The organism is Pantoea sp. 18069 (assembly GCF_902706035.1).
Lineage (GTDB): Bacteria > Pseudomonadota > Gammaproteobacteria > Burkholderiales > Burkholderiaceae_C > Comamonas.
In genome coordinates, this window is the sequence record NZ_CACSJA010000020.1 from 35,738 (window position 1) to 47,902 (window position 12,165).

The following is a 12,165-nucleotide window of genomic DNA, read 5'->3' on the forward strand; positions in this document are numbered from 1 at the left end:
CTTGGTATTTATTTCATTCTTCAGTTAAATTCATCAATTGAGTGAGCATGATCGACGGCTTTTCCGACCTGCGCTTTTTCTCCCTGCTGCTGCGCGAAGGCAGTCTGGCCGCGGCTGCCCAGCAGATGGGGCTGACGCCGCCGGCCATCAGCCGGCGCCTGGCGCTGCTTGAAAAGCGCCTGGGCGTGCGCCTGCTCAACCGCACGACGCGGCGCATCCATCTCACGCCCGAAGGCGAAACCTATCTGCTCGAAGGCGCGCGCATCCTGGCCGAACTCGATGCACTCGAACGCACGGTGGCCGGCGCGCGCTCGCTGCCGCGCGGCCCGCTCAAGATCGCCTGCACGCTGGGCTTTGGCCGCACGCGGCTGGCACCCGCGCTGTCGGCGTTTGCGCGCGCCTACCCGCAAGTGCAGGTGCAGCTGCATCTGACCGAGCGCCCGGTGAACCTGGTGGAGCAGGGCTTCGATGCCGTGGTGCGCTTTGGCGAGCAGCCCGATTCACTGCTGACGGCGCGTCGCTTGCTGCGCAACCGCCGCGTGCTCTGCGCCTCGCCGCGCTATCTCGCGCAGGCGGGCGAGCCGCGGCTGCCGTCGGACCTGCTGGCCCACCGCTGCATCGTGATCCGCGAAAGCGACGAAACCTATGGCAGCTGGCAGCTGCGGCAAGGGCTGGCCCAGGAAACCGTCAAGGTCAACGCCGCGCTGAGCACCAACGACGGCGGCGCGGCGCTGGCCTGGGCACTGGATGACCAGGGCATTTTGCAGCGCTCGATATGGGACATCGAAGCCTTGCTCGTTTCAGGCGAGCTGCGCGAAGTGCTGCCCGGCTGGAAGCTGCCGCCGGCCGACATCTACCTGGTGCATGCAAGCAAGAGCGAGCTCTCGGCCAAGATCCGCGCGCTGTCGGAATTCATGCGCGACTGGTTCGACAAGCCGACTAAAGAGCGGCTAACACCACCCAGCAAATCGAAGATTTGCGGTTGAGGCTAGGCGCGGCCGGCTAGGCGCGTTGCCGCAGACAGTGCGAGTAGCACGGCAAGGCAGCGCAACGACGCCTCAAGGGTGGTGTTAGGCGCACTAAGCCAGCGTCGCCGCGGCCACCAGGCGCTGGGTATAGGGATGGCGCGGCGCATCGAGTACCTGGGAGACGGGCCCGGCCTCGAGCACTTCGCCATCCCTCATGACCATCACGTCGTGGGCCATCGCGCGGATGACTTCGACGTCGTGGGTGATCAGCAGGTAGCTCAGGCCGCGCTCCTTTTGCAGCCGCTGCAGCAGCGCCAGCACCTGCTGCTGCACGGTCACATCAAGCGCGCTCGTGGGTTCGTCGAGCACCAGCAACTGCGGCTGCACGATCAGCGCGCGCGCGATCGCCAGCCGCTGGCGCTGGCCGCCCGAAAACTCATGCGGGTAGCGCTGCAGCAGGCCCGGGTACTGCAGCTCGGTGAGCCCCACGTCGGCCAGGGCCTGCTCCACGCGCTGGCGGCGCTCGACAGCGGCGCTCGCAGGCGCGTGCATGCGCAGGCCTTCGCCGACGATTTCCTCTACCGTGAGGCGCGGCGACAGCGAAGAGAACGGGTCCTGGAACACGACCTGCACGCTGCGGCGCAGCGCCTGGTTGGCCGGGCTGTTGCGCGTGGCCGGCAGATGCCAGGCCTGGCCGTTGATGCGCAGTTGCCCATCGGACGGCAGCAGGCCCAAAATGGCCTGCGCCAGCGTCGACTTGCCCGAGCCCGACTCGCCGACGATGCCCAGCGTGTGGTGCGGCAGCAGGCGCAGGTCCACGCCCTTGACGGCAACGAACTCGCCTTTGCGAAACCAGCCGCGCAGCCCGGGCAAGGGCGTTGCATAGCGCACCTGCAACTGCTGCGTTTCGACCAGGGCCTGGTCGGCGCGCGGCGGCGCCTCGACCACGTCGCGCTGCGGCACGCTGCCGATCAGGCGGCGCGTGTACGCATGCTGCGGGTGGGAGAACACGTCCTGCACAGCGCCCTGCTCGACCAGCAGGCCATGCTCCATGACCGCCGCGCGGTCGGCGAAGCGGCGCACCAGGTTCAGGTCGTGGGTGATCAGCAGCAGCGCCATGCCGGTCTGGCGCTGCAGGTCGCCCAGCAGCTCGAGGATCTGCACGCGCAGCGTGACGTCGAGCGCCGTGGTCGGCTCGTCGGCCAGCAGCAGCTTGGGCGAAGACGCGAGCGCCATCGCGATCATCGCGCGCTGGCGCTGGCCGCCGCTGAGCTGGTGGGCAAACGCGCGCGCGCGCCGCCCGGGCTCGGAAATGCCGGTCGTGGCCAGCAGTTCGACGGCCTGTCTGCCCGCCTGGGCCGCCGACAGCGACTGCTTGAGCTGCAGCACTTCGGCAACCTGGTCGCCCACCGTCATCAGCGGATTCAGCGCCGTCATCGGCTCCTGGAAAATCATCGCCACGTCGCCGCCGCGCACGCCGCGCATTTCGCGCTCGGACAGCGCCAGCAGGTCACGGCCGTCGAACAGCACCTGGCCGCTGATGCGCGCCTCGCCTGCCAGGCGCAGCAGCGACAGCGCGGTCACGGTCTTGCCTGAGCCCGACTCGCCGACCAGCGCCAGCTTTTCGCCGGCGTGCAGCACGAAATTCACGCCATGCACCACCTGCTTGTCGCCAAAGCGCACCTGCAGATCGTGCACCGCCAGCAAGGGCGCGGGAGAAGATCCATTCATGGGTTTCATGCCTTGTCCGATACCTGGGCCTTGCGCGGATCGAGCGCATCGCGCAGCGCGTCGCCCATGAAAGTCAGCAGCAGCAAGGTGCTCACCAGCACGGCAAACGTGCCCAGCGAAATCCACCAGGCGTCTATGCTGTTCTTGCCCTGGCTCAGCAGCTCGCCCAGGCTGGGGGTGCCCGGCGGCACGCCCAGGCCCAGGAAGTCCAGCGACGTCAGCGCGAGGATCGCGGCGCTCATGCGAAACGGCAGGAAGGTGACCACGGGCGTGAGGCTGTTGGGCAGGATGTGGCGCCAGATGATCTGCGCATTGCCCACGCCCAGGGCGCGCGCGGCCTTCACATAGTCGAGCTGGCGGTTGCGCAGGAATTCGGCGCGTACGTAGTCCGACAGCCCCATCCAGCCGAACAGGCTCAGCAGCACCAGCAGCAAGGCGATGCTGGGCGCGAACAGCGCGCTGAAAATGATCAGCAGGTAGAGCTCGGGCATGGACCCCCAGATCTCGATGAGGCGCTGAAAGGCCAGGTCGGTCTTGCCGCCGAAAAAGCCCTGGATCGCGCCCGTGATCACGCCCAGCAGCACGCCGGTGATCGTGAGCGCGAGCGCGAACAGCACGCTCACGCGAAAGCCGTAGATCAGTTGCGCGAGCAGGTCGCGCCCGCGGTCGTCGGTGCCCAGCCAGTTGGCCGCGCTCGGCGGCGACGGGTTGGGCAGCGCGGCAAAATAATTGAGCGACTGCGGGCCGTAGCGGTTGGGCGTGTAGACCGCCCAGTTGCCGGGCTCGGCCAGGCGCTCGGCGATGAACGGATCGAGGTAGTCGGTGGTGGTCTCGAAGTCGCCGCCAAACGTCGTTTCGGGGTAGTCGTTCCACAGCGGCCAGTAGGTCTGGCCCTGGTAATGCACGGCAATGGGCCGGTCGTTGCTCAGCAGCTCCGCGCCCAGGCTCAGCAGCACCATGGCGCAGAAAATGACCAGGCTCCAGTAGCCCAGGCGGTTGCGCTCGAAGCGCTGCCAGGCGCGGCGCGCGGGCGACAGCGAGGGGCTCAACGACGGGGCAGGCGCTGCGGGAGGAAGCGCCTGCCCGGCTTGTACGGGGTCAGTCGAACTTGACACGTGGATCCACCCAGACATAGCAAAGGTCGCTGATCAGCTTGGTCGCCAGGCCGATCAGCGTGAACAGGTACAGGGTTCCGAGCACCACCGGGTAGTCGCGCCGGATCACGCTTTCATAGCTCAGCAGCCCCAGGCCGTCGAGCGAGAACAGGGTTTCGATCAGCAGCGAGCCGGCGAAGAAGGCGCCGATGAACGCCGCCGGAAAACCGGTGATGATGGGAATCAGCGCATTGCGAAACACATGCTTCCATAGCACCTGGCGCTCGCTCAGGCCCTTGGCGCGCGCGGTGAGCACATACTGCTTTCTGATTTCCTCAAGGAACGCGTTCTTGGTCAGCATGGCCGTGACCGCGAAGCTGCCCGCGACCATGGCCGTGACCGGCAGCGCGATATGCCACAGGTAGTCGACGATGCGCGCGCCCCAGCTCAGTTGCTCCCAGTTGGCCGAAGTCAGCCCGCGCAACGGAAACCACTGCAGTTGGCCGCCAAAGATCACCAGCAGCGCGACGCCCAGCACAAAGCCCGGAATCGCATAGCCCACGAGAATGGCCAGCGTCGTCACCAGATCGAAGCGCGTGCCCGCGCGCACCGCCTTGGCCACGCCCAGCGGCACGGCGACGAGGTAGCTGATGAAGAACGTCCAGAGCCCGAGGCTGATCGACACCGGCAGTTTCTCGACCACCAGGTCCCAGACCGCCTTGTTGTGGAAAAAGCTGCGGCCCAGGTCGAAGCGCGCGAACTGGCCCAGCATCTGGAAGAAGCGTTCATGCGCGGGCTTGTCGAAACCGTAGAGCGCCTTGATCTGCTCGAGGCGCTGCGGGTCCACGCCCTGGGCGCCGCGGTAGTTCATGCCGCCGCCGCCGCCCGTGGCGCCACCCACGCCGGCCTTGGCTTCGGCCAGGTATTGCTCGACCGGCCCACCGGGCACGAACTGGATCACGACGAAAGTCAGCAGCAGCACGCCCAGCAGCGTGGGCACCATCAGCAGCAGCCGCTTGAGGATATAGACGAACATGGGCGGTCTTTCTAGCGCGGCTGAGCGGACGTTTGCAGCGGCATCTTGGCCCACCAGGTGTCAAGCGCCCAGAGTTCGCCGTTGCTGTAGGGCGGCACGGTCGCGGGGCGCTGCAGCCGCCAGGCGTTGTAGACCATGCGGTGCGTGCCCGCGCTCCACTGCGGGATCAGATAGTGGCTGTGCGCGATCACGCGCTCGAGCGCATGGCAGGCGGGCAGCAGTTCGGCCTCGGACTTGGCCGTGGTGATGGCCTTGATCAGCGCATCGACGGCCGGGCTTTTGACGCCCGCGTAGTTGCCCGAATCCTGGGTGTCGGCGGCCTGGCTGCCGAACAGGTCGGCGAATTCCTGGCCCGGGTTGTGCGTGCCCTGGAAGACGATGGTCGCCATGTCGAAGTCGAACTTCTGCAGCCGCTGCTGGAACAGCGCGAAGTCGACGGCGCGGTATTTGAGCTGTATGCCCAGCTTCTCGAGGTTGCGCTGCCAGGGCGCGACCGTGCGCAGGCTGCCTTCGCCGCTGTCGAGGTATTCGAGTTCGAGCGCCTGGCCGGCCGCGTTGCGCAGCACGCCGCCTTGCACCGTCCAGCCCGCATCGCGCAGCAGTTGCTGGGCACGGCGCAGATTGCCGCGCAGGGAATGGGGTGCGTCGGTGCGCGGCGGGCTGTACATTTCGCCGAACGCCGCGGCCGGAATCTGCGCGCGCCAGGGCTCCATCAGCGCGAGCTCGGCCGCGCCGGGCAGGCCCCGCGTCTCGCAGGCCGTATTGCCGAACATGCCGCGCACGCGGTAGTACGAGCCGTAGAACATCTGGCGGTTCATCCATTCATAGTCCATCGCCAGATCCAGGGCCTCGCGCACGCGCGCATCCTGCAGCAGCGGCCGGCGCGTATTGAGCACATAGCTCTGGAAGCCCGAAGGCAGCTTGTGCTCGAACTCGCCCTTGACCAGTTCGCCGGATGCGAAGCGCTTGCCACTGATGCGCCGCGCCCAGTCACCGGCGCTGTACACGCGCATCAGATCGAACTCGCCCGCCTTGAGCGCTTCGAGCCTGGCGGTGTTGTCCTTGTAGATCCTGACGCTCACGCGCTCGAAGTTGGCCGTGCCCTTGCGCACGCCCAGGTCCCTGGCCCAGTAGTTCGCATCGAGCACATAGGTGATGTCCTTGCCGAAACGCACCGGGCCCACGCGGTAGGGGCCGCTGCCGATTGGCAAGTCCATCACCACCTGGTCGAAAGGCCTGGCCTTGCCGTCTGCGCCGCGCCCCCAGTCGGGGCTGAAGACCGGCAGCGCGCCCACGGTCAGCGGCAGTTCGCGGTTGGGTACGTGGAAGCGAAAGCGCACCGTGCGCTCGCCCAGCACATCCGCGCCCGCAACGTCGATCAGCAGCGTCTTGTAGGCCGGCGAAGTGTACTGGCCGATCAGCGTCTCGTAGCTGTACTTCACGTCCTTGGCCAGCACCGGCTGGCCGTTGTGAAAGCGCGCCTCGCGCCGCAGCCGGAACGTGGCCGACAGGCCATCGGGCGCGACCTCCACATCCTCGGCCAGCAGGCCGTAGCCGGTCGCGGTTTCATCGAGCGAGCCGATGAGCAGCGAGTCGAACATCAGGTTCGACAGATAGGCGGGCGCGTTGCCCTTGATCGTGAACGGGTTGTATTTGTCGAAAGTCGACACCCGCAGGTTGCTGACCAGCCGCAGCTCACCGCCCTTGGGCGCCTGCGGATTGACGTAATCGAAATGCGTGAAGCCGGCGGGATACCGGGGCTCACCCCATAACGCATAGGCATGCGCGCTCCATGCAGGAGAAGCACCGATAAGCAGCAAAGAAAACAACCAGTAGCGCATGCGACAATTCTGCCCTACGAACCGGCGCTGCGACCACCTGTCTGCCGCGCGGTACAGAATTTTGCGGCGCATGCCGCCCTCACTACCTCCTGGAGAAAAACAATGGGTTTCCTCACCGGCAAAAAACTGCTGATCACCGGCGTTCTGTCCAACCGCTCCATCGCCTACGGCGTCGCCAAGGCCTGCCATGCGCAAGGCGCAGAACTGGCTTTCAGCTATGTCGGTGAGCGTTTCAAGGACCGCATCACCGAATTCGCGGCCGACTTCGACTCCAAGCTGGTGTTCGACTGCGACGTAGGCGACGATGCGCAGATCGAAAAGCTGTTCGCCGACCTGGGCCAGACCTGGGGCAAGTTCGACGGTTTCCTGCACTCGATCGGCTTTGCACCGCGCGACGCGATCGCCGGCAACTTCCTCGACGGCCTGAGCCGCGAGAACTTCCGCATCGCCCACGACATCAGCGCCTACAGCTTCCCGGCAATGGCCAAGGCCGCCCTGCCCTACCTCAATGACAAGTCGTCGCTGCTGACGCTGTCCTACCTGGGCGCGCTGCGCTCCATTCCCAACTACAACACCATGGGCCTGGCCAAGGCCTCGCTCGAAGCCTCGGTGCGCTACCTCGCCGAAGCCGTGGGCCGCACCGAAGACGGCCGCAGCATCCGCGCCAATGGCATCTCGGCCGGCCCTATCAAGACCCTGGCCGCCAGCGGCATCAAGGACTTCGGCAAGCTGCTCAGCCGCGTGGCCGAAGCCGCACCGCTGCGCCGCAACGTGACCCCCGAAGACGTGGGCAATGTCGCGGCCTTCATGTTCTCCGACCTGGCCGCGGGCGTGACCGCCGAGATCACCTATGTCGACGGCGGCTTCAGCCAGACCGCGGGCCTGAGCGCCGACCAGGTATAAAAAGCACCCCCTGAGCGACTTCGCGGCATGGGCCGCCCTCGCTTCCCCCTCTCTCGCTGCGCGGGAGGGGGACGGCAGCCTCGGTGCGGGACGGCCCTTCCTCGCTGCCTCCATTTCGGGGACACGTCAGCTCCCTGAACGGCGGACAGCGGTGGTGCTACGCAGAGGACCGGTCCAAGCGCCACTGTCGGAATTGAGGCCATGGGGCAGCAACGTCCCAGGCGTTTCTTTCATGCCTTGCCCTGGAACTAGCCCATGCCCTCTGCCCACCATCGCCCGCATGACGACCATGACCACGCGCATGGAAATGACCACGCCGGCCACAACCACGGCCCTGGCGGGCATTCCCATGCGCCGTCGGTCACCGCCTCGAACGCCAAACGCATCCAGTGGGTCTTCGTGATGACGCTGGGTTATGCGGGCGTGCAGGCGGTGGGCGGCTGGTGGTCGGGCTCGCTGGCGCTGATCGCCGATGCAGGCCATATGCTGTCCGATGCCGCGGCGCTGCTGCTGGCCCTGCTCGCCTACCGGATTGCCGCGCGCGCGCCCGACAAGTTGCGCACCTATGGCTTTCACCGCGTGCGCGTGCTCGCGGCGCTGGCCAACGGCGCGACGCTGCTGCTGCTCGTCGCCTGGATTACCTGGGAAGCCGTGGCGCGCTTTCGCCAGCCGACCGAAGTGCTCGCCGGGCCCATGCTGGCCGTGGCCGTGGTCGGCTTGCTGGTCAATGTGGTCGGCGCCTCGGTGCTGATGCGCGGCCAGCAAAACGACGGCAATCTGCGCGGCGCGCTGCTGCATGTCGTGGGCGATCTGCTGGGCTCGGTGGGCGCGATCGCGGCCGCGATCGGCATTCTGCTCACGGGCTGGACCGTGCTCGATCCGATTCTTTCGGTGCTGGTGGCGGTGCTGGTCGTGCGTTCGGCCTGGAGCCTGGTTTCGGACGCGCTATTGATCTTGCTGCAGGCCGTGCCGCGCGGACTCGATGTCGAAGCCGCGCAGGCCGATATCGCGCGCCTGCCCGGAGTCGCCGAAGTCGGCCATTTCCATGCGTGGACGCTGACCGACGAGCGCGTGGTGGCCACGGTACACGTGACGCCCGCGCCCGGCACCGAACCCCTCACGCTGCCGCAGTTGGTCGCGCAGTTGCTGCGCGAGCAGCATGCGATCGAGCATGTGACGGTGCAGGTAGACCCGCCCGGCGGGCTGCAGGGCCCGCATTGAGACGGCGGCGTTATTCGGCGCGCAACGACGCGTTGAGCTGGTCGATGACTTCGGCCCACTCGGCGTCGGCCCGCAGTTCCTCGCGCAGCAGGCGGGCCTGCGACTCCGACCAGAAAGGCGCTTCATGCAGCAGGACAGCGGGGTCCAGCGGTGCGTGTTCGCGGATGAAGTCGGCGATGCCTTGAGGATCATCGGCCAATCCCAATTGGGCAAACAGCTCGGAAAAGCGGGGATTGATGGAGTCCATTGAAAAGTCCTTTGCACTATCACGTTGATGACTTCGCAGCCGCCTGGGCGGCGGCGCCGGATGCGAGGTGACAGGACTGCCCCGACGGCGTTGCCGTGGTTGCAGCGCTGTTGGAGCATTGTGCAGGATTCCTCGGTGGTTCACGCCCCGGGCGCTGTCGGAGAAGGCGCCGACTCACACGCCTGTCATTCGGGCTGGATGCCTGCCGCCTTGATCACCTGGCCCCACTTGGCGGTTTCCTCGGCCTGGAATCTGGCCAGTTCATCGGGCGTGCCATGCCAGCGGCTGGTGCCCGACAGCGTGTAGAAGCTCGCGGCATGGCGGCTTTCCACGGCCTTGCCCAGCAGGCTGCTGAGCTGGTTCACGATCTGCGGCGGCGTGCCCGCGGGCAGGTAGGCCGCGAACCAGTAGCCCATGTTGTAGCCCTTGACGCCGGCCTGGTCTATGGTCGGCACGTCGGGCAGCATGGCGCTGCGCTCCTGCGTGGAAAAGCCCAGGGCCTTGAGCTTGCCGGCCTGCACCTGCGGCAGGCCGGTGGAGACGTCGGTGATCATCAGATCGATCTGGCCGCCGAGCAGGTCGGTGATGGCCAGCGGATTGCTCTTGTAGGGCACGTGCAGGATGTCCACGCCCGCGAGCTGCTTGAGCATTTCCCCGGCCATGCGGCTCGAGGAACTGCCGCTGCCGAACGTCAGCTTGCCCGGGTGGGCCTTGGCATAGGCCACGAGGTCCTTGACGGACTGCAGTGGCGACGTGGAATTCACCACCAGCACCTGGCCGCCCTTGCCCAGGCCCGTCACGGGCGCGAAGTCCTTGACCGGGTCGTAGGGCAGCTTCTTGTAGAGGTGCTCGTTGGCCGCGTGCGTGGTGTTGGTGGTGATCAGCACCGTATAGCCATCGGGCGCGGCGCGCGCCACGCTCTGGGCGGCGAGCATGCCGCTGGCGCCGCCCTTGTTTTCCACGACCACGGCCTGGCCCGTCTCCTGGGTCAGCGACTGGCCCAGCGCGCGCGCGATCTGGTCGGTCGCGCTGCCGGCCGCGAACGGCACGACGAAGGTCAGCGGCTTGGCCGGGTACCTGGCCGCGCCTTGCGCAAAGGCTGCGGGTGCGGCCAGCACCAGCGCAGCGGCGATGCCTGCGCCCAGCGTGCGTCGGCGCAGGAAGTTCGGGGTGGATGGCTTGTTCATGGTTTGTCTCCTGGGTTGTAGTAGTTGGGTGAATGAACGGTGAAGCGGTCAGGGCTCTTGCGGCCCCTTGCAATGGATCAGCAGATCGGCCGGCAGCGCGATCTCCATCTGCAGCAGGTCGAAGGCCAGCGCCTTGCCATGGCTGTCGAGGTTGAGCGCGCTGTTGACGCCGCCTTCGAGCACATCGTCGATGACGAAATTGAGCGCCTGCAACTGCGCCAGCACATGGCGCGCGACGCTGCTGGGACTGCGCGGCGCGAAATGCGCGGCCACGCGCTCGGCCGTGACCTGGGCCTCGATCACCGGCCAGAGCAGCGGGTGGTAGGCGATCACGCTGATATTGCTGCGATTGCCTTTGTCGCCGGTACGGCCGTGGGCCAGACGGTACAGGGGCAGGCTCAGGGTGGCAAAAGAGTTCATGGGGAATGGCATGGATTAAGGCGTGACAGGGGCGGGGTTCCACCAGCGCCAGCCACAGGGAATCTGCGCGCGCGGCAGCAGGCAGGACACGGTCGACAGGCGCGAGCGCAGCTGGGTGCGCACGCCGCCGCCGCCGCCCGGCCCGCAGGTGTAGAGCGCGTTGACTTCGCGCAGCAGCACTTCGGCCGCGGCCGCCGTGGGTTGCTCCCAGGCCCAGCGCACGCGCACGTCGCGCGGCGCGTCGGCGGCGGCGCTGCCCGCGGCCGGCAACTGCGCCAGCCACTGGCCCTGGTCATCGCCGAGCACGCTGGTCACGCCGATGAAATCGCAGCGCAGCGTGCCGCGCGCGCCCAGCCGCGTCGCAATGATCTGGCGCGCCAACTGGGCACGTGCGAGGGCATGGGCGCCCGCATAGGAAATCTCGGCTTCGGCAAGCCAGCCGCGTTCGCTGCAGACATTGACCTTGAGATGGCTGGGCCGCGCGTGGCCGCGCACGCCGTCGAGGCGCACCTGGTTGTGCCCGACTTCGGTGACCCGGGCCTGGCTGATGTCGGCCACCACATCGGGGGTCAGATAGGCCGCGGGGTCGTGCACTTCATACAGCAGCTGCTCCTTGACGGTCTGGGCATTGATCAGGCCGCCGGTATGCGCGGGCTTGGTTATGGTGCACTGGCCGTCGGCTTCGATGCGCGCGATAGGAAAGCCCACATGGGCCAGATCGGGCACATCCTTGTAGCCGGGGTCGGCAAAATAACCGCCGCAGACCTGGGCGCCGCATTCGAGCAGGTGGCCGGCCATGGTGCCGCGCGCAAGGCGATCCCAATCGTCCCAGGCCCAGCCATGCCAGGCCACGGCCGGCCCGAGCACCAGCGCCGGGTCGGCGACGCGGCCCGCAATCACGATTTCGGCGCCGTCCTGCAGTGCCTGGGCGATCGGCTGCGCGCCGATATAGGCATTGGCACTCACGACCCGGGCCTCGGGCCAGTCGGCGCCACACGCGTCCTGCAAGGCCTGGGCGTGCTCCGCGCCCATCAGGTCATCGCCATGCACCAGCGCCATGCGCGGCACGCGAATACCCAGCTCCCCGGCCAGCGCCGCAATGCAGGCCGCCGCGCCCGCGGGGTTGGCCGCGCCGAAATTGCTGACGATGCGTATGCCATGCGCGAGGCAGTCGGCGAGCACGGGCCGCAGCAGGTCCGCAAGCAGCGGCTCGTAGCCGGCCGCGGGATCGCGCGCCCGCGCCAGTTGCGCCAGCGCCAGCGTGCGTTCGGCCAGGGTTTCGAAAATCAGCACCGCGGGCGCGTCGGCGGCGATCAAGTCGTCGACCACGGGCCGCGCGGCGTCCGTGCGGTCCCCCGAAAACCCCGCGCCGCAGCCCACGAGGAGCGGGCCGCGGGGCGTGGAGGCAGAAGCCGGCCCCGAGGGCCAGCGCGTGGAGTTCAGATCAGGAAGAGGGTTCGCCATGGCGCCAATATAGAGAATGCAATTTATGTTGTAAATTCGATGATTTGGATAGA

At 67.3% G+C, this 12,165-nt stretch carries 11 protein-coding genes; 3 read left to right on the top strand and 8 right to left on the bottom strand.

Translation table 11 applies throughout. The features are described 5' to 3' along the window. Positions 1–47: 47 nt before the first annotated feature. Positions 48–986: a LysR family transcriptional regulator gene (locus GVL12_RS16075; protein ID WP_200843807.1), complete on the top strand. Its 939-nt coding sequence runs from the start codon at positions 48–50 to the stop codon at positions 984–986. 93 nt (positions 987–1,079) lie between these two features. On the opposite strand, the gene GVL12_RS16080 is transcribed toward GVL12_RS16075, so the two are convergent. From GVL12_RS16080 to GVL12_RS16095, 4 genes are read right to left on the bottom strand one after another with little or no spacing between them, the layout of a single operon-like run. Then, positions 1,080–2,699, bottom strand: coding sequence for an ABC transporter ATP-binding protein (locus tag GVL12_RS16080; protein ID WP_235033885.1), 1,620 nt, complete (start codon positions 2,697–2,699; stop codon positions 1,080–1,082). Positions 2,700–2,704: 5 nt separating this feature from the next. Then, positions 2,705–3,748 carry an ABC transporter permease gene (locus GVL12_RS16085; RefSeq protein WP_306770605.1) on the bottom strand — a complete coding sequence of 348 codons (1,044 nt, stop codon included), beginning with the start codon at positions 3,746–3,748 and terminating at the stop codon, positions 2,705–2,707. Positions 3,749–3,797: 49 nt separating this feature from the next. Further along, on the bottom strand, positions 3,798–4,829 hold the full coding sequence (locus tag GVL12_RS16090) for a microcin C ABC transporter permease YejB (protein WP_159915823.1): 1,032 nt from the start codon (positions 4,827–4,829) through the stop codon (positions 3,798–3,800). Positions 4,830–4,840: 11 nt separating this feature from the next. Then, a complete protein-coding gene (locus GVL12_RS16095; RefSeq protein WP_159915825.1) occupies positions 4,841–6,670 on the bottom strand; it encodes an extracellular solute-binding protein in 1,830 nt (609 codons plus the stop codon). Positions 6,671–6,772: 102 nt separating this feature from the next. Between GVL12_RS16095 and fabI the strand changes: the two genes are divergently transcribed. Together fabI and GVL12_RS16105 are read left to right on the top strand one after the other, a co-directional pair. After that, entirely contained in the window at positions 6,773–7,573 is an 801-nt protein-coding gene (gene fabI / locus GVL12_RS16100; protein WP_159915827.1) for an enoyl-ACP reductase FabI, read from the top strand. A 255-nt stretch (positions 7,574–7,828) separates the two neighbouring features. After that, positions 7,829–8,794: a cation diffusion facilitator family transporter gene (locus GVL12_RS16105; RefSeq protein WP_159915829.1), complete on the top strand. Its 966-nt coding sequence runs from the start codon at positions 7,829–7,831 to the stop codon at positions 8,792–8,794. Positions 8,795–8,804: 10 nt separating this feature from the next. Here GVL12_RS16105 and GVL12_RS16110 read toward each other — a convergent pair whose 3' ends face one another. The 4 genes from GVL12_RS16110 to GVL12_RS16125 form a co-directional block, all read right to left on the bottom strand. Beyond that, positions 8,805–9,041: a DUF2789 domain-containing protein gene (locus GVL12_RS16110; RefSeq protein ID WP_159915831.1), complete on the bottom strand. Its 237-nt coding sequence runs from the start codon at positions 9,039–9,041 to the stop codon at positions 8,805–8,807. A gap of 185 nt (positions 9,042–9,226) precedes the next feature. Continuing rightward, on the bottom strand, positions 9,227–10,228 hold the full coding sequence (locus GVL12_RS16115) for a tripartite tricarboxylate transporter substrate binding protein (protein WP_159915833.1): 1,002 nt from the start codon (positions 10,226–10,228) through the stop codon (positions 9,227–9,229). Positions 10,229–10,276: 48 nt separating this feature from the next. After that, positions 10,277–10,648, bottom strand: a complete 372-nt coding sequence (locus GVL12_RS16120) for a hypothetical protein (RefSeq protein ID WP_159915835.1) — start codon at positions 10,646–10,648, stop codon at positions 10,277–10,279. 15 nt (positions 10,649–10,663) lie between these two features. Beyond that, positions 10,664–12,112 (bottom strand): acyclic terpene utilization AtuA family protein, encoded by a 1,449-nt coding sequence (locus GVL12_RS16125; protein ID WP_159915837.1) that lies wholly within the window; start codon positions 12,110–12,112, stop codon positions 10,664–10,666. Between the last annotated feature and the right edge of the window lie 53 nt (positions 12,113–12,165).

Coding starts and splice junctions, on each gene's coding strand:
- GVL12_RS16075 (WP_200843807.1), top strand. CDS start 48: ATGATCGACGGCTTTTCCGACCTGCGCTTTTTCTCCCTGCTGCTGCGC.
- GVL12_RS16080 (WP_235033885.1), bottom strand. CDS start 2,699: ATGAATGGATCTTCTCCCGCGCCCTTGCTGGCGGTGCACGATCTGCAG.
- GVL12_RS16090 (WP_159915823.1), bottom strand. CDS start 4,829: ATGTTCGTCTATATCCTCAAGCGGCTGCTGCTGATGGTGCCCACGCTG.
- GVL12_RS16095 (WP_159915825.1), bottom strand. CDS start 6,670: ATGCGCTACTGGTTGTTTTCTTTGCTGCTTATCGGTGCTTCTCCTGCA.
- fabI (WP_159915827.1), top strand. CDS start 6,773: ATGGGTTTCCTCACCGGCAAAAAACTGCTGATCACCGGCGTTCTGTCC.
- GVL12_RS16105 (WP_159915829.1), top strand. CDS start 7,829: ATGCCCTCTGCCCACCATCGCCCGCATGACGACCATGACCACGCGCAT.
- GVL12_RS16110 (WP_159915831.1), bottom strand. CDS start 9,041: ATGGACTCCATCAATCCCCGCTTTTCCGAGCTGTTTGCCCAATTGGGA.
- GVL12_RS16115 (WP_159915833.1), bottom strand. CDS start 10,228: ATGAACAAGCCATCCACCCCGAACTTCCTGCGCCGACGCACGCTGGGC.
- GVL12_RS16120 (WP_159915835.1), bottom strand. CDS start 10,648: ATGAACTCTTTTGCCACCCTGAGCCTGCCCCTGTACCGTCTGGCCCAC.
- GVL12_RS16125 (WP_159915837.1), bottom strand. CDS start 12,112: ATGGCGAACCCTCTTCCTGATCTGAACTCCACGCGCTGGCCCTCGGGG.